Raw genomic sequence first — 15919 nt, forward strand, 5'->3', positions numbered from 1 at the left:
TTTTCGCCTTCGATGCGGCCATCGGTGATCTGGATCGCTAGCGTTCTGCTAGGCATCAGGGGCCATTTGGCACAGCGCTCTCCACGGCGCATCCTTGACAGCCCTTGCACAGGGCCCCCATGGCCCCTCTACCCCCGGTACAGGACCTTCCGAGTACAGTACGTCCAACACCACTCGGATACTCAGCAAGAAGCCCTGGCGGGGGAAGCTCATCCTTTTGCCTGTAGCTCGTACCATGGCAGTAGGCTTCCCCCGCTCTTGTACTATTTTCAGCTCGCTTGCCGAGACTCAGGATGACCCGGTCTACAAATACCGGGTGATCTGTTTGAACTCGTCCAGCGAAACATGTCCAACGTTCGCGATGCCATTCAAGGCGTGCTCCAGGCAGTGGTCGATGTGATCCTGGATCAGGGTGCGCTTGGCCTGGCACACGGCTTTTTCCACCGCATGCAGTTGCTGGGCGACATCCACGCAGGAGCGCCCTTCCTCGATCATGGCGATGACACTGCGCAGGTGGCCCTCGGCGCGCTTGAGCCGTTTGATGATGTCGCCGTGACTCTCATGGTGGTGATGATCTTCATGCATGACTTGAGCCCGCTGTCCGTATGATCTAGGCTTGCATCCTATCCCCTGGGGGAGGATGCTTCAAAGCCGCTTAATGGCCCGCATGCTAGCCCCCAGGCGTTCCGAGATTGATATGTTCAGCCAAACCCTCAAGATCAAGCTGGTGTTTGCGCTGCTCCTGGCCATGGTCGTGGCATGGGGCGGGCACGCGGCTGCCTGGCTGACCAACTCGTCTCATCCTGCGTTCGAGCCAACCGACCATCACCACCACCAGCATGAATACGCTGGCGATGAGCAAGTCGGTGCTTGCGTCCTGTGCCAGTTGCAGCATGAACACTCCCCGCTGAGTGCCGACCATCTGCACGAAACGCCATACCCTACCTCGCTGATCAAGGTGCACACATTGGCTGAGCGCAGCCAAACGCTGGTCGCACCTCGCCATTTCCTGCCCGCTAGCCCGGTCTTTCTGATCGAGCGCCCGCCCCGTCCGAGTTTCGTGCTCTGACGTCGGTCGCCTCCACGGCGGCCCAAGACCACTGCAACTTAGGACTTATCCATGCATTCGCAATCCCTGTGCGGGGTAGGTGCGCTTGTCGCGCGCCTGCGCCGTTCGTTACTGCTGCCGCTGCTCAGCGCCCTGCTGTTCATGGCCGCCCCCGAAGCCCTCGCCCATGGCGTGGCCGAAGGTGACAAGGGCTTCATCCAGGAAAGCTCGGGGGTGATGCTGCTGCCGTTCATCTACATGGGCGCCAAGCACATGATCACCGGCTACGATCACCTGCTGTTCTTGTTCGGGGTGATCTTCTTCCTCTACCGTCTCAAGGACGTCGGCCTGTACGTCACCCTGTTCGCGGTCGGCCACTCGGTCACCTTGCTGCTCGGCGTGCTGATGGAGATCAGCGTCAGCGCCTATGTGATCGACGCCATCATCGGCTTCTCGGTGGTGTACAAGGCGCTCGACAACCTGGGGGCCTTCCAGCGCTGGTTCGGCTACCAGCCGGATACGCGGACGGCCACCCTGGTGTTCGGCCTGATCCACGGTTTCGGCCTGGCCACCAAGATCCTCGATTACCAGATCGCCGCTGACGGCCTGATCCCCAACCTGATCGCCTTCAACGTCGGCGTCGAGATCGGCCAGCTGCTGGCCCTGAGCGCCATCCTGATCGCCATGGGCTACTGGCGGCGCACCGCCGGCTTCTGGCGCCACGCCTACACCGCCAACGTCGCCATGATGAGCGCCGGTTTCCTGTTGATGGGTTACCAGCTCACCGGCCTGATCGTGTCCCAGTAAGGAATTTTCTTCATGTTCAATAATCAACGTCCTGATACCAACGACCTGCCCAGCACCGCCCAGCTGCTGCGCTCCACCGTCATCGCCCTGATCACCGCCGGCGTCCTGCTGGTCACCGTGGTCATGCCTTCGGAATACGCTCTCGACCCCACTGGCGTCGGTCGTGCCCTCGGCCTGACGCAAATGGGTGAGCTGAAGGCAACCCTGGCGCAGGAAGCGGCGGCGGCGGAGGCCGCACAACCGGTCGCGACCGCCCCGGCACAGACTCAGCCCCCGGTGCAGCCAGCCCCTCAACAGCCGGTCGTGGCGGTAGCCGTGGCAGAGCCAGTTGCACAGCCGGTTGCAGAAGCCAAACCAACGCTGAAATCCGACGAGCTGACGCTGACCCTGAAGCCGGGTGAGGCCAGCGAGGTCAAGCTGGAAATGCTCGACAAGGCAACGGTCAGCTATGAGTGGTCAACCAACGGCGTGCCGGTCAATCACGACACCCACGGCGAGCCCTACAACGGCCCCAACGGCTATTTCCACAGCTACAGCAAAGGCAAGCAGGTGAAAGGCGACAAGGGCGAGTTCAGCGCCATCTTTGACGGTACTCACGGCTGGTTCTGGCGCAACCGCAGCAATCAGGACGTGACCATCACCCTGAAGACCACCGGTGAATACCTGAGCTTCAAACGAATGATGTAAGAGCTCCGCCCCTCCCTCCACGCGGTGGGAGGGCATCTGCTTCACCCCCACCATGAATTCAATGATTGAGGACTACCCAATGAAAACCACCACTACCCTGGGCCGCGCCCTGCTGATGACCTGCCTGCTGGGCCCTCTTTCGGCCTACGCGGCTGAAAGCGAACAAGCCATTGAAGGCAAAGCGTCCAACGTAGCCGTCGAAACCAAGGAAGCAACAGAGATCAAGGACGCCAAGGAAGTCCAATCGAGCAGCCAGAACCAAGGCAACGGCACCGACTACGGTCATGGCCACAGCCATGGTCATTCGCACGACTAACTGAAAACCACCGGATAGCGGACAACGAGATACCTGAAAGTGCCAAGGGTCTCTGGTCAGCTATCCGGCGACGGCCAGCTCGCAAGGGCTGGCCCGTCCGAAGGAGAGCGGGAAAACTCCAGCGCAATCGCGCTACCGCCATTGAGGCCTGACCCCTGGGGGGCATCCATGACCTGGATCATCACCAAATACGCACTGACCGCCGCCGTGGTGGTGCTGGTATCGGAAATCGCCAAGCGCAGCGACAGGCTTGGCGGACTGATCGCTGCCCTGCCGATGATCACGGTACTGACGCTGATCTGGCTCTATGTGGAAAAGCAATCGCCGGAAAAGATCGCCAACCATGCCTGGTACACCTTCTGGTACGTGCTGCCGACTCTGCCGATGTTCCTGGCCTTCCCGGCGCTGCTGCCGCGCCTGGGTTTCTGGCTGACGCTGCTGGCCTGCGTGGTCATCACGGTCGTTTGCTTCGGGCTGTTCGCGCTTGCGGTGCGGCGCTTCGGCATTGAGCTACTGTGATCTGGCCGACTGTTGAATGGAATTGATGGCATTTGCCGGGCTGTTCCTCTCGGCTTTCGGCGCAGCGACGTTGTTGCCTCTGCAATCCGAAGCCGTACTGGTTGGCCTGCTGCTTCAGGCCGAGTATTCCGTTGCAGAGTTGCTGGTCATCGCGACCCTCGGGAATGTGCTCGGCTCAGCCGTCAACTGGTGGCTGGGCACCTGCATTGAGCACTGGCGTTATCGACGCTGGTTTCCCGTGAGTCCGGAAAAGCTGGCTAAGGCCCAAGCCGGGTACCACCGATACGGGCGCTGGTCTCTGTTGCTTAGCTGGGTTCCAGTCATCGGTGATCCACTGACTGTGATGGCGGGCGTGATGAAAGAGCCTTTCTGGAGCTTTCTCGCCATCGTTACCGTGGCCAAGGCTGGGCGCTATTTGGTTCTGACAGGACTCACCCTGGGTGGGTTGCAGTGGCTATGAGTCGAGCGAAGCTTGGCTTGGCTTGGCTTGGCTTGGCGAGGGCATACCTATTACTGGGGCTTCTTGGAGGCTAGATCGACCACGCTACGGTTGTTCAATTTGGCCTTCAGCACCCCGTTCTCGTCCAGCAGAACCTCGTTAATCGAGGCCAGACGGGCGACCTTGGCGCTCAGTTCCTTGATCTCCTGTCGGTACGCTTGCGATTTCTTGCGCTCGGCAATCAAGTCCTGATGCTTCACATCGCGCATGGCGCGGCTAGAGCGCCCCTGAACCTCGCGGATTACTTCGGCGATGCTCTGGTAGTGGTTGTGTATCAGCGCCGTCGAAACGCCCGCCTCGCGGGCTACAGCGGCGATACTGACCTTGGTTTCCCCGCTATGTGAACGCCCCCGCTGGATGCGGTATAGAGCCAGCTTCAAATCCTTCTCACGATCCTCGGCGGGCTTGTACTTGGCTGTCTTGTCCTTGCTCTTCATGCGATTCGTGTCTCCGGATCGATGCCAAGCTGCATGAGTACCTCACGGCTGCGCTGAAGATCGCGCAGGACGCGCTGGCGACCACCCTCGCCAATGTCCAGGCAGTCCAGCAACTCTTTGAGGTCGGTGTAGAGCCGCTGGTAGATGGCCGCATGGCCGCGCCCGATTACGGCATTGTCGCAATCGCCGCAGCGGGTGCGCTCAAGCGTGTTGCCCACACAGCCATCGCTGTCAGCAGTGCACCAAGCATGGCCGTTGCTGCGGATCGCGCTACTCTCGGCAATAGATGTCAGCATCGAGGCGCGATCCTTGAAGATCAGCAAGTTCTCCGGTTCGCGCTGCCAGCGCTTGAGGGCACGACCATAGCCACCGGAAAGGAGCTCGTCGCCCTGCCACGTCTCGACGACGCCGAGCTTAATGTCCTCCAGTTCGGCCTGGATGTCGGCGTATAGCTCGATATCGAAGTGCTGACCCCAGCCCTCGTCCATCGCATAGCCTAAGGTCATGTCCATCGACCAGTGGGCGTAGTGCTCCTTCAGGTAGCGCAGGTCGCCGAAGCGGCTGTGCGCAGCGTAGTTGGCGAACTTGCGACGGAACTGATGGCTGGCAAGATTCCAGCTCAGCCCGCAATCCTTGGCGAATGCCCTGAGGTTGGAGCCCCAAGTGCCATTCGAGAGCGTACGCACCTCTCCCGAACTCACGCCGAGAAAGAGCGCATGGCGGTGCTTCTGCGCCTCGGCGATCTGCGGATCATGCGGGTTGGTCCAGCGCCGCTGCACGATCTCGGCGGCGATTATGGCCTGATAGGGTGCGGCCCAGCGCTCCATCAAGCGCAGGGCACGCACTGCCGCCTTAGGGATCATCCAGTCATGCACGCCTGCATCGGTCTTGTCCGACCGTGAGCGCATCCAGTGGAAGACGTTGCCGTCATCGTCCTGGGTGCGATGGTGCGCGCCGGACTGCACGTTGGCCAGCTCATGATTGCGGCAGCCGGAGGTGCTGGCCAGAACGATGTAGCAGGCCGTGCGCAGGTCGTTCAGCGCCATGTTGAATGCCCTCAGACCGCCCTCCCAACCATGGGCATCCAAGTGACGGTTCTTGGCCCTAATGACACCTTCACTATGCCCCTTACGCTGCGCCGCGAGGGCATCCAGCGCGTCGCGCAGATCAAGCAGTGGCTTGCCGCGCTCGACCTGCTGGTCGGCCCGCTCGAACAGGGTGCAGAACACATCATCGGGGATCAGCGGTGTCTTGCCGCCCCGGACGTCGCCGGTAAGTCCCGCCATCGCCTTCGCGGAAGTCTCGGGCCAGGGATGCTGTGGCATCGGGTCGTCGGTGTACTGGCTGAGTTCATACAGCGCTTCGACGGCGCTGAAACGTTTCTCCAGCGCATTCTGCGACAGCGGCTTGCCCACGGATCGGCTAGTCTGCCGGTGCGCCTTGCAGGCGGCCACATAGGTTGCGCAGACCATAGGCGTCACCGTGCCCAGGTGGTCGAGCTTGAGCGCCTCCAGGTGACGTAGGAATGGTTTTGCAGCAGAGAAACATTGGCGCACCACCATGCCTTTAGGCTGACCTGCCCCTTGACGCCCACGCCGCAGGTAGCGGTACAACATCGCCCTCATCACCGCCCGAAACGCCGGAGGGACGGAGCTGAAGTTCAGCCGCTTCTGGCTTGCGGCCATGTTGCTGGTGAAGCCGTCGAGCTGCCAGGTGTCGTCGCCGTATCGGCTACGTATTACCCACTGCACATCGACCTGAATGGCGTTGATGATCAGCGCGTCGCGTTCGTATCCGGGAAGCCCTCGCACATCGACCGGCTGGGCGGTAAGGGTTGCCCAGGGAAGCGCTGCCAGAGTGTTGCCTCTCATGCAAAGACCTCCAGGCTGACGATCAGATCAACCGACCAGAACGGGTGCGACTGGGTGCGGGCGCGCTCGCGGGCTGCATTCACGGCAGTCGCCTTGAAGGTGCCGCGCCGCAGCCCCTCGGCAACGATGTAGTGGTCGATCAAGCGGGGGATGTGGGCGTACTCCTGCACCCAGCGCCGCTTGTCCATGAGCGAGCGCTCGGCCAGCACGCGGAAGTAGAAGCTGAACAACTTGTGCAGATCCTCGGCGGTCACCGCGTAGTGCTTGCAGCGCAGGCAGTTCATGAAGTTCATGCAAATCGCGCCCTCGCGCTTCGGGGCGTACTGGCCGTTCACCGGGTCGGCGCAGCGGCCCATGGGAGTGTCCCTGTAGGTCGCACCGATGGTTCGAGTCAGCAACTCCTGCACCAGTACCTCGCCCATGAACTGCCAGTTGCGGCGGACATTCGCGTTGGGCGCCAGGTAGTTGCGGTCGGCCACCTGCGGGCTATTGCCGAGGGCCACGGCGGTGACCGCCAGGTCGCCATCGCTCAGCTCGAAGATGCGGTTGGCGAAGGTCTTGCGCAGACGCGAGACGTTGATGCGCAGCGACTGTCCGTCGCTGCCGGTCAGACGATGCTCGGCCACGAGGCGATCTGTCGCCCTAGCCAACATTTTCTCGCTCAACGCCGTGACTTGACCGACCCCCTTACCTTGGCGAGTGCGATACAGCCACACGCGGCCCTTGAGGTCTTCCGGGGCTTCTGCCCCCAGGGGCTCGGTCAGGGCCATCACGCGGCGGATCAGGCGCTCCACGTTGGTTCTCACGCTCGGCGTGGACTCCAGCAGGCGCTCGGCGTCCGACTCGGCGCGCAGCGCCACCTTGCTGGTGTTGTAACCGCGCCGCTTCCACAGCACCAGGAACACGGTGTTGTCCTTGGGGTGTCGGCGCAGGCAGTCGCGGCCCATTTCCAGCAGCGCCGTGGTATTGCGTCCGGTGTGCAGCGCCACGACCAGCAGGGCGAAGGCCAGCAATTTGCCGGTCACAGGCGCGTCGTCGGCCCAAATCGGCTTGATTGCCTGGCGCAGCGCCACCGTGAGCGCTTGCCGCTCGCGGTTGGACAGCGCCGTTTCGCCCTTGTACTTCCGGTTGCTGTTCGGGAAGGGGCTGCGCGGGAAGGTGGCCTCATCGCCGGAGGCAACCAGCGGGATCAGCCCACGCCGCCCCAAGGCGTGCAGCACGGACTTGGTCTGCGTGTACTGGGTCTTCTGAGAGGTAGTCGCCACGCCCTGCCTTGCCATATGGCAGAGATAGCCGTCGATCAGGTCCCGGTTCACATCGGCCAGGGCCAGATCACGGCCAAAAGCCGGCGCCCGCAGCACGCAAAAGTCGAGGAAATTGCGCAGCCCATTGTTGCAGTAGTTAGCCACGGTGCTGGCCGCGACGGCGCCCTCCTGGCCGGCGAGGAAGCGCTCGATCTGGCGCTGGCAGGCGTAGGTGATGGGGGCGATGCCGGCACCGTACCAGCGGGCAAAGTCAAAGCTCCGTGCGCTAGAAGCGTTCCGCCCGAATTTGACCGTGGTGTTCGTCGGAGGGATGGCCTCGGGCAGAATGACGACATTGCCTGTCGCGTCGCGGCTGTGCTCGACTTGCGGGACATCGAGGTCGGTCTTGGCAAATACCTTGCGCTTGCCCATCAGGCCGCGCCCGCCAGTGCGTTCAACTCGTCGTCATAGGCCAGCACCGCCTCGTCGGCCATTTCGTTGACCAGATGCAGGTAAGCCATGGTCGTCTGAATCGAGCTGTGGCCGAGTTGCCGCTGAACGAACACCAGGGGCTCCAGCCCGCTCGAAGGGTTGCGCTGAAGGCTGACCAAGGTATGGGTGGCATAGGTATGCCGGAGCTTGTGCGCATGGGCCTTGATTCCGGCCCGCTTGCCGGCGTCGCGGATGATCCGGTTGAGGCTCTTGCCGTCCTCGCCATAGGGCTCCCCGAACCGGTTGAGGCACAGCGCCCTTTGTGGCGTCTTGCTCAGCGAAGCACGCTCGCCGCGCACCTTCGACACATAGCGGTAGAGTTCGGCCATGAGCTGGCGGCTGACATAAATATCTCGCGGTTTGCTGCCCTTGGTCACCATGCCGCTGCCGTCGAACGGATCGAGCTGAATGCGGAGGTTCCGTTCGGTTCTTCTCGCCCTATCCGGGTCGAAGACATAGGCCAGCGGGAAGGCGGCGATTTCCTCGCGGCGCAGACCCGTATGCAGTGCCAGGCGCATCATAATCCGGTGATGGGGGTTCTCCGCTGCGGCGAGGAGCGCCTTGATCTCGGCCATACTCAGGAACTTGGGCAGGGCCTTGTGGCTACGCGGCATCACATCGTTTGCCATGGCCTTGCCACCACTGGCATCGACATGGGCAAGGACGCCTGTTTCGCACTTCACGCTGCGTTCTTCATAGGCGAAGGGCGGGCGCTGCACCCACCCCTGGCTCAGCGCGAACTCGTAGAACTTGCAGATGTAATGCAGGCGCTGGCGAGTGGTGTTCGGTGCCAGTTCGCACGCCACCAGGCAGTAGTCCCGATAGGCCGCCACAAGGCTCTTGGCCTCACCACGATCAACGTCGCGCCAGTCCAGCTCATGGGCCTGGAGGAAGCTGAAAAAGTCGTACAGCGCTCGACCTGTGCTGGGCCAGGATCGCTTTGAGCCAATGTGGCCACGCAATAGGTAGTGACGAAGGAACAGGTTGGCCGGGCCGCAGCTTTCCATCGAGTCCCAAAGCAGAATCGGGAACCCCGGATAGGGTTGCCCTGCGATCACAAAATCCTCAGTAGCCCAAACAAGCTCCATCTGCAATTCCCCTGCACTGACCAGACACCCAATCCCTTTGTCTGCTCTCACAGAGTTAGGGCCATTAACTGCCCCTCAGCACATCCTCAGGACTATGAGTTCGTAAGGGCGTGCTTCGAACATAGCGGGAATGTAACGATTACAACGCTCCAGACCATGAAGCGCTCCACCACGATCCACACCTCCCGAGGGTGGAAGCGCGCCCATTTTCCCGCGCTGATCGAGTCCACCCGCGCCCAGCCGGTCGCCGGCAGATGCCCCTCCCGCTCCTTGCGCCGGCCCCAAGGCACCCACTCCACCGAACCGTCGGCCTGACTCTTGGAGATGCCGCTCATGCCCATGGCCTGCACCAGCTCATCGACCGAGCGGGTCGAGACGCCCTGCGCGTAGGCCTCCTGGATCACCGCAGCCAGTGCCTTCTCGGCGGTACGCCGGGGCTCCAGGAAGGGCGGGAAATAGCTGCCCTGACGCAGCTTGGGAATGCGCGTTCGACGTCGCCGGCACGGGTCTGCCACAGGCGATCCCGGTAGCCATTGCGGCTGTTGCTGCGATCCTCGCTCTTGACGGCGTAGCCGGCACCGCAGCGCGGCTCGACATCTAGCTCCATCAAGCGTTGGGCGACGAACTGGATCATGTGCCTGAGCAGGTCGGCATCCGGGCCTTTCTCGGCGAGCTCATCCAGTGCGATAGTGTGCTTGGTCATCGTGGTGATGGTTAGGTCGGCAAACTCAACCTAGCCGGAAACCACGGTGGCCGTCCCCTCTCACGCCTGACGGCATTTCTGGCGGCTCTCAGTTACACCACTTCCCGGGACACAATCCAGCGTCGAACGTCATCAGCTGGTGCCCATGGGCCGGGCGTGACCGTCACCCATTCATCGCACCTTCACGCAACAACTGGCCGTACGGGTTAGTGCAGCAGCCGATCTGTGTCGAGGCGCCCTAAGCAACAGGATATCCGTGAAGCGTGACCATACGTTGAGGTCGGCTCACAGAGCCCGGCATTGCTGAGCCGGAGGGCTACCTTGGGGTATGGTGATAGCTGGCAATCTAATGCTAGTGTGCGCCCAGAGATTTTTTCAGAAACCGACACTACTCGCAGGGAACGCAATGCGATCACTTGGTATCCGCGCTGAGCCAAAAAAGGCGACATTCGTCATCTACGACGATGAAACCAAGAAAATTTTGAATGTTGAGTCCTTGATCATTCCTCAGATCTTGAACAAGCCAGAGCAGCTCAAGTTCGCTCGACACAGCATTCTCGACATCATCCGGGAGTACCAAGTCGACGCGGCGGGAATTCGAGTCGCAGAGGGCAACTCGCAGAACCAAGACGCCGACCGGTTATACCTAGAGGCCGTCTTCATGGAATCGTTCGCAAGCAGCAGCATCAAAAACTATTTCGTGGGACGAAAGACAAGCATCAGTGCACGGCTAGGCATCACCTCTGCCCAGTTCACTTCGATCGTGAAGTGCGAGTCTGAGCTTGAGGACGTGAGAGGCTGGCCGGAAGGGAAGGCACAGGCTGTTCGAGAAGCCATCCTCGTAGCCGTAGGAGCCGTAGGAGCCGTCAAATGATCATTCCATACCAGACGGCCCAGGTTTCGTTCCAGAGGAAAGAGCGTGTAGGCGAGAATGGTGAGAACTCTGAGGTGTATGTCGTCCATGACGAGCACTTGGATGCCGAGCTCGTGGTGAAGCAGGTCAAGACTGATGGCTTCAATGAAGAGGAGTACCTGCTTGAGGCTCAGTTGCTCTACAGAAGCACGCATCCGAATGTGGTGCAGGTCTTGTACGCCTGCAAGGACGCGCAGCATATCTACATGGCCATGCCCTACTACCGAAACGGATCGCTGCACCAGGTCGCTGAAGCACAGGAGCTGACCTGCAGGCAGCTCATTCGCTACTCGATCCATTTCCTGAGCGGGCTGAACAACATCCACTCCAAAGGGCTGCTCCACTTCGACATCAAGCCTGACAACATCCTGATCTCCGACAGTGATGAGGCCCTTCTGTCAGACTTCGGCTTCGCCAAAAACATGGATGAGGATGGGTTCGCTACGCCTGAGGCGACCTACCGCTACCATCTACCGCCTGAGAGTGCTCACACCCGTGACTTCAACAACAGTGCAGACATCTACCAGGTCGGCTTGACTCTGTACCGCTTGCTGGCTGGCTTGGATTCCCTTGAGAATCAATGGCATGGATTCGAAAATGGGGCTGAATTGGCCGTTGCTCAGCGCAAAGAAACCTACCCAGATTTGTCGCAGTTGCCTCTGCATGTTCCGAAAAAGCTCAAGACCATCATCAAGAAATGCTTGAAATTCGATCCCAACAGACGCTATCAATCAGTAATTGATCTATTGAATGATCTGTCGTCAATCGAAGATGTAGGCCTGGATTGGCGCTTTTCTATAGCCGGTAATGTACAGCGCTGGGAAAGTATTTCGTCGGACGGAACGACTCTTTTGGTGGAGGTGGTCCATAATGGCCAGTGCACGGCCCAGAAGAAGACGGCTGGCGGAGCGTTTCGCAGGAAAGCCAATCTCTGCGGCGCCAACCTGACCCCGGAGCGGATCCATGAAATCCTCATGTCATCAGACTGGTAAGCCGACAGACAAAAAGGGTGGTGATGGGTATCTGACCAGATCCCAGATCTCCACAGGACGCAGCCAGACCAGCTCTGGTCGTATTCGCTCGTCCGTTCCGCTGGTGAGCGTGGACGATCTCATAGGTGACTCGAAAATCATCTACCATAGCCGCTGACCCTTCTAGAGCCCTCTGCAAGCGCGGTGCGGAGGGCTTATCAGCTGATCCCCCTGAATGTTCGCCTAAAGCACTCAGCCTTGGGCCTGGCGAAAGGCTTTGAAATTCCTTCCCAAACGGCCCTGACGCAAATCGTTTTTTCGGACGATGTTCTTGTGCAGTCATGCTGCTCTGCGCAGCGAGCTACAGCTCGGCCGATGCCTTCGATATAGGCGATCTCTAGCCGCTCGATTCCAGAGGCAGCTGTCGACCCGAAGCGGCCGTTCCGCTTTGTTGTACGAATGACAGCTGTGAGCGGATACAGTCCCTCCCCAAGAACGCCTGACACACTGCTTCTCAACCTGCAGCAGCAATGAGAGGTACCGGTGAAGTGGCTGCCTGAAAGCACTGATCACTGAGGTGAGAGCTGTGAGGCGCGCGAATCTGACGAAGACTGACGCTGTTGCCATCATGGCGTTGACGCCTTCTGCCGTAAGCCTTGACGGTGCGCAGTGAATCGTGTGTGCTTACCCCATGCCCGCCATCCACACCTTGAACGCACGCGGCAACCTGCTGCTTCCCGTATTGCGCAAGCACTTTGCCTTCAGCGATAGACGCACCTTTGTCGAAATCCAGCGATTTCATCGAGATTTCTTAGACATCCTTCGAGCCAAGGGCATCGACTACGCGTCGCTCAGGACCGCGCTGACCCCGCAGCCAACGAAACACGAGGCGGCTTTTCTCTTTGACGAGGAGCGCTGCGTCAGCGGGGGCATACCGGGATTGGAATGCACCGAGGTGCTCTTTGACGTGCTGGATGCCAAGACGACCCACAGCATCCTGGGCGGGGAACTCATCGACTCGTGTGACGAGATCGCGCGCAAGCTGCTAGGCCCCGCCGTGGTGAGCGCGAAAGGCCTTAACTTCAGCCACCCCAGCTTCTGCTTCGTCCTCTATGTGAACAACCTTTCCGAAGGGGCTATTGCGAACATCGACGCCAAGTTGCGAAGCCACAAGGCCTACATAGGCTACCTGCCGTGCACTTACGCGAGTTTGGCCAAGACCTTCGCCTCGATGTACTTGATGAACTTTGTGATCAAGCAAGGTAACACTGTCATCATGGGGCACGAAGACGATCGGCCGAACACGGAGGATCATAACCTGCACCTGCACGACTACGTTGCGCAGGGATTCCGGCTCAAAAGCATCCAGTCGATGTACTTCAACACTTTTCTCGCTTACAAACCCGAGCATATGCTGCTCAATGAGTCCGACGATGACCTAGAGATAGCGGTGAGGGCGATGTCATCCGTCGTCGCACCACTGGCGGAGTTCGCCGTCGTCATCGAGGACGCCAAGTTCCACCAATACTTGCAGGCAATCAAGCTGGGGAAATTACAGAAGGCCGGTTTGTCCGAGCTGACTAAGGCTGAGCTTGAGGCGGCAATCCGCAGCAAGCTGCGGATGAACTATCTGTACAACTTGGAGTGGGTGGAAAAGTCGACTCACCGGATCAGCAAATTCAACATCCTGCTAGAGTTCCCCCGAGCCGGCGGTCATCCTGAGCGGGTGGTTGTGGCCTTGGAGTACCAACCCGCCGATCTCGTCCTGCGACTTATCACGATCAACTGATCAGCCGTTTTCCGACGGTTCGATCAAGGTTGATCGAATTTGGCTTTTGGTCCTGAAGCAGCCCATCAGTTGAACGATGTAAGTGGCCGCTCTAGGTCGGTTCCTACCGGCCCCGAACGGCAGCTTCGGGTCGACTCCTACCAGCCACGAGAGGCTGTTACCGATCCATTTAGGTCTTCGCTGCCAGTTTTCATCCTCAAGACACGCCTCAATGCTCTGCTCGCCGGTTGGCTTCTGAAGCTCAAGCCCTTGGAGGGGACCTCTAGAAACGTAGGCGAGGCAGTCAGCGCAAGGCGAAAACAGGCGAAAAAGCGCAGTTTACGTGTTGTAAATGAGCATTTTGAGCCTGTTTTCAACGCAGCGATGACAACGCAGGTAGTTTTTAGAGGTGTCCTGGAGGTGCCGCTGAGGATGAGTTTGCCTTTAGGTCTGGTCATGATTGCCGGGGCATCAGTAGATCATCCAGGAACTCCGAAGCCGGATTCACGCTTGTCACCACGAGCTCATCTCGTGCGCGCGTACAAGCGACATACAAGAGATGGCGCTCAGTGTCGTACACCTCTTGCAGGTCAGCATCATCGCCCACTGTTTCTATCCGCTCCTGTAGCGGGATCACCTCGTCATCACAGCCCATGACGACCACAGCGCGGAACTCCAGGCCTTTTGCCAAGTGCATAGTGCCGATTGATACGTACCCGCTCTCCATATCAACATGCTCATCCAATACCTTGAATGGCAAGCCAGCTGCTGCTACGGCCTGCGATGCTCGGTCCACCTGTGCAGTCGAACGAACGAAGACGCCGAACTCATGGGGCAAAAAACCAGCCTGAGTCCGTGCTCTCATCCAGTTGGCAACGCTCTCGATCTCATCGCGGACGGTTTTCAGCACCTGAACGGTTGGCTGCGGGCCATTGAAAACCGAAACCGTGTCACTCCGGTCTTCAGTGATTCCGTCCACATCGGTCACCGTCGGACCAAGCAAACGGTCAGCCTGTAATCGAATCTGGTGCGAGGTACGGTAATTGATACGCAGGGTTCGCGAGCGCCCCCTCACATCGACGCCCAACGACTTCCACGAGAATGGCTGCTGGAAGATGCGTTGCCCCAGGTCGCCAGCGAAGAACAACGCATTCGGGCGGCCGCCACCAATTGCTGCGAGAAACCTGAGGTGTGCCACGCCAATATCCTGTGCTTCATCAACAATGGCGTGATCGAAGATCACCTTGTCGCTCTCGGCAACCTTCGCGGCCAAAGTCGTAAATACCTCCGCCATTGTGACCAGGTTGAGTGCCTTCAACTCGATCTGCACGCGCTCAAAGATGCCCCACAGTACCTTGCGTTGCGCCTCCGGGAGGCGGGTCTTTCGGCCAAGGCGTGCTACATCGCGATACGCCTCCCACCCCTTCAGCTGCCAAGCATCGACCACCTGCTCCCATTCGGTCAGCAAGAAATGCACGCTGAATTTATGGCCACCAACAGCCTGGCTGCTCACATCGATCAAAGCACGGATCTGTTCACGACTCGCAACGGAAACCGGTCCGATGCGAGACCTGTAAAGCCGCAGGCCTATCGCCTCAAGCGAGTAAACGTCGATGCGCTCGGCCAAACGTGGCTCATTGCTTAGCAACCATTTCAGTTTCGCGTGCAGCGCGTTCGCCAGGGTGTTGGAGAAGGTTGTAAGTAATACGCGTGCTTCAGGATGCGCACGCACCAAAACCGCTGCCCGGTGTAAGGCCACCACTGTCTTGCCTGTACCGGCAGAACCGGAAACACGTGCCGGGCCGGAATAGTCGCGCTCGACCCATTGCCGCTGCTCCGGGTGAAGGAACACCGCCCATTTTTCCCAAGGGCAGTCGAGCGCACGCTGCAGTTCCTCGACGTTTGTCATCACGCGGAAGCGGCGCTGCGCGTCCGGGTGGTCGAAGGGGCTCCTTTGTTCTACGAGGACTTCCGGGATACGCGGCTTGCCGCCGGTCGCCAGTTCCAACAATGCCTCAGCTGCCTCGGCGGGCAGGTGATCCGCCAAGGCCAGCAGAGAGCTTTCGGTCGCCAGTTTGACGTCCGCCAACCACTCTGGTGGCACACCGTAGCTCAGGAGCTCATCGTCAGTTACCCCTGAGAACAGAAGCGCTGCAGCCGACTTCTGCTGCACATACACCGGCACCAAAATTTCCTGAACCGTCTCACGGATTTCGACCAGTTGCGCAGCGCCTGTTTTCGGGTGCGTTTCAAGTTTTCTCCGTTCGGCCCAGGCGTAAGCCTTGTCGTGATGATCGACGTAGCACAGCAGCAAACTCGAATCGCTGCGATGAACAATGATGCGGATGTCACTACTGACTCGCACCGACCAGAAACTCTTGTCCTTCGCCTTGTCGAGCTTGTGGAAGCTCATGCTCGGGTTGGCTGGATTGAGTTGCAGATCAAAGGCCGTCGTTTTTACGGCCTTCTGCTCTTCACCCGTCAAGCGAGTCAGGCTATCGGTGAAAGTGTCCGCGATCCGGAAATCCATACCCATTTTGCTAGTCTCCTACAGGT

15 protein-coding genes and 1 pseudogene are annotated in these 15919 nt (G+C 59.7%); 9 read left to right on the forward strand and 7 right to left on the reverse strand.

Annotated features, from left to right (window positions below):
• Nucleotides 1-303 precede the first annotated feature (303 nt).
• A complete protein-coding gene (locus BM297_RS07495; RefSeq protein ID WP_092428604.1) occupies nt 304-585 on the reverse strand; it encodes a metal-sensing transcriptional repressor in 282 nt (93 codons plus the stop codon).
• Nucleotides 586-697: 112 nt separating this feature from the next.
• Between BM297_RS07495 and BM297_RS07500 the strand changes: the two genes are divergently transcribed.
• From BM297_RS07500 to BM297_RS07525, 6 genes are all read left to right on the forward strand, one after another.
• Complete coding sequence (locus tag BM297_RS07500; protein ID WP_092428655.1) at nt 698-1069, forward strand: hypothetical protein; 372 nt, start codon at nt 698-700, stop codon at nt 1067-1069.
• Between the two features lie 51 nt (nt 1070-1120).
• Nucleotides 1121-1855 carry a HupE/UreJ family protein gene (locus BM297_RS07505; RefSeq protein ID WP_092428602.1) on the forward strand — a complete coding sequence of 245 codons (735 nt, stop codon included), beginning with the start codon at nt 1121-1123 and terminating at the stop codon, nt 1853-1855.
• A 12-nt stretch (nt 1856-1867) separates the two neighbouring features.
• A complete protein-coding gene (locus BM297_RS07510; protein ID WP_092428600.1) occupies nt 1868-2542 on the forward strand; it encodes a transmembrane anchor protein in 675 nt (224 codons plus the stop codon).
• 79 nt (nt 2543-2621) lie between these two features.
• Nucleotides 2622-2858 (forward strand): hypothetical protein, encoded by a 237-nt coding sequence (locus BM297_RS07515; protein ID WP_092428598.1) that lies wholly within the window; start codon nt 2622-2624, stop codon nt 2856-2858.
• Between the two features lie 168 nt (nt 2859-3026).
• Nucleotides 3027-3377, forward strand: a complete 351-nt coding sequence (locus BM297_RS07520) for a DUF3147 family protein (RefSeq protein WP_092428596.1) — start codon at nt 3027-3029, stop codon at nt 3375-3377.
• A 16-nt stretch (nt 3378-3393) separates the two neighbouring features.
• On the forward strand, nt 3394-3837 hold the full coding sequence (locus BM297_RS07525; protein WP_092428594.1) for a YqaA family protein: 444 nt from the start codon (nt 3394-3396) through the stop codon (nt 3835-3837).
• A 50-nt stretch (nt 3838-3887) separates the two neighbouring features.
• On the opposite strand, the gene BM297_RS07530 is transcribed toward BM297_RS07525, so the two are convergent.
• The 5 genes and pseudogenes from BM297_RS07530 to BM297_RS07550 form a co-directional block, all read right to left on the reverse strand.
• The gene (locus BM297_RS07530; RefSeq protein WP_092428592.1) at nt 3888-4313 is read right to left on the reverse strand and encodes a TetR family transcriptional regulator; all 426 of its coding nucleotides are present in this window, start codon (nt 4311-4313) and stop codon (nt 3888-3890) included.
• Nucleotides 4310-6184 (reverse strand): site-specific integrase, encoded by a 1875-nt coding sequence (locus BM297_RS07535; RefSeq protein ID WP_092428590.1) that lies wholly within the window; start codon nt 6182-6184, stop codon nt 4310-4312. Before BM297_RS07535 ends, BM297_RS07530 begins: the two co-directional genes overlap by 4 nt.
• Nucleotides 6181-7860 carry a hypothetical protein gene (locus BM297_RS07540; RefSeq protein ID WP_092428588.1) on the reverse strand — a complete coding sequence of 560 codons (1680 nt, stop codon included), beginning with the start codon at nt 7858-7860 and terminating at the stop codon, nt 6181-6183. The genes BM297_RS07535 and BM297_RS07540 overlap by 4 nt, the downstream gene beginning before the upstream one ends.
• Entirely contained in the window at nt 7860-9008 is a 1149-nt protein-coding gene (locus BM297_RS07545; RefSeq protein ID WP_092428586.1) for a tyrosine-type recombinase/integrase, read from the reverse strand. Before BM297_RS07545 ends, BM297_RS07540 begins: the two co-directional genes overlap by 1 nt.
• Nucleotides 9009-9319: 311 nt before the next feature.
• Nucleotides 9320-9711: pseudogene (locus tag BM297_RS07550) on the reverse strand (transposase); the annotation flags it as partial.
• 406 nt (nt 9712-10117) lie between these two features.
• Here BM297_RS07550 and BM297_RS07555 point away from each other — a divergent pair.
• From BM297_RS07555 to BM297_RS07565, 3 genes are all read left to right on the forward strand, one after another.
• Nucleotides 10118-10585 (forward strand): hypothetical protein, encoded by a 468-nt coding sequence (locus tag BM297_RS07555; protein WP_092429839.1) that lies wholly within the window; start codon nt 10118-10120, stop codon nt 10583-10585.
• On the forward strand, nt 10582-11616 hold the full coding sequence (locus BM297_RS07560; RefSeq protein WP_092429841.1) for a serine/threonine-protein kinase: 1035 nt from the start codon (nt 10582-10584) through the stop codon (nt 11614-11616). Before BM297_RS07555 ends, BM297_RS07560 begins: the two co-directional genes overlap by 4 nt.
• A 670-nt stretch (nt 11617-12286) precedes the next feature.
• Nucleotides 12287-13384, forward strand: a complete 1098-nt coding sequence (locus BM297_RS07565) for a hypothetical protein (protein ID WP_092429843.1) — start codon at nt 12287-12289, stop codon at nt 13382-13384.
• A gap of 433 nt (nt 13385-13817) precedes the next feature.
• Here BM297_RS07565 and BM297_RS07570 read toward each other — a convergent pair whose 3' ends face one another.
• A complete protein-coding gene (locus BM297_RS07570) occupies nt 13818-15899 on the reverse strand; it encodes a 3'-5' exonuclease (RefSeq protein ID WP_245768225.1) in 2082 nt (693 codons plus the stop codon).
• Nucleotides 15900-15919: the final 20 nt, after the last annotated feature.

The organism is Geopseudomonas sagittaria (assembly GCF_900115715.1).
GTDB classification, from domain to species: domain Bacteria; phylum Pseudomonadota; class Gammaproteobacteria; order Pseudomonadales; family Pseudomonadaceae; genus Geopseudomonas; species Geopseudomonas sagittaria.

Bases quoted from the DNA above. Each gene is read 5' to 3' on its own strand.
- BM297_RS07540 (WP_092428588.1), bottom strand. From the start codon at position 7,860: ATGGGCAAGCGCAAGGTATTTGCCAAGACCGACCTCGATGTCCCGCAA.
- BM297_RS07530 (WP_092428592.1), bottom strand. From the start codon at position 4,313: ATGAAGAGCAAGGACAAGACAGCCAAGTACAAGCCCGCCGAGGATCGT.
- BM297_RS07505 (WP_092428602.1), top strand. From the start codon at position 1,121: ATGCATTCGCAATCCCTGTGCGGGGTAGGTGCGCTTGTCGCGCGCCTG.
- BM297_RS07500 (WP_092428655.1), top strand. From the start codon at position 698: ATGTTCAGCCAAACCCTCAAGATCAAGCTGGTGTTTGCGCTGCTCCTG.
- BM297_RS07565 (WP_092429843.1), top strand. From the start codon at position 12,287: ATGCCCGCCATCCACACCTTGAACGCACGCGGCAACCTGCTGCTTCCC.
- BM297_RS07520 (WP_092428596.1), top strand. From the start codon at position 3,027: ATGACCTGGATCATCACCAAATACGCACTGACCGCCGCCGTGGTGGTG.
- BM297_RS07515 (WP_092428598.1), top strand. From the start codon at position 2,622: ATGAAAACCACCACTACCCTGGGCCGCGCCCTGCTGATGACCTGCCTG.
- BM297_RS07570 (WP_245768225.1), bottom strand. From the start codon at position 15,899: ATGGGTATGGATTTCCGGATCGCGGACACTTTCACCGATAGCCTGACT.
- BM297_RS07525 (WP_092428594.1), top strand. From the start codon at position 3,394: ATGGAATTGATGGCATTTGCCGGGCTGTTCCTCTCGGCTTTCGGCGCA.
- BM297_RS07495 (WP_092428604.1), bottom strand. From the start codon at position 585: ATGCATGAAGATCATCACCACCATGAGAGTCACGGCGACATCATCAAA.
- BM297_RS07555 (WP_092429839.1), top strand. From the start codon at position 10,118: ATGCGATCACTTGGTATCCGCGCTGAGCCAAAAAAGGCGACATTCGTC.
- BM297_RS07510 (WP_092428600.1), top strand. From the start codon at position 1,868: ATGTTCAATAATCAACGTCCTGATACCAACGACCTGCCCAGCACCGCC.
- BM297_RS07545 (WP_092428586.1), bottom strand. From the start codon at position 9,008: ATGGAGCTTGTTTGGGCTACTGAGGATTTTGTGATCGCAGGGCAACCC.
- BM297_RS07535 (WP_092428590.1), bottom strand. From the start codon at position 6,184: ATGAGAGGCAACACTCTGGCAGCGCTTCCCTGGGCAACCCTTACCGCC.
- BM297_RS07560 (WP_092429841.1), top strand. From the start codon at position 10,582: ATGATCATTCCATACCAGACGGCCCAGGTTTCGTTCCAGAGGAAAGAG.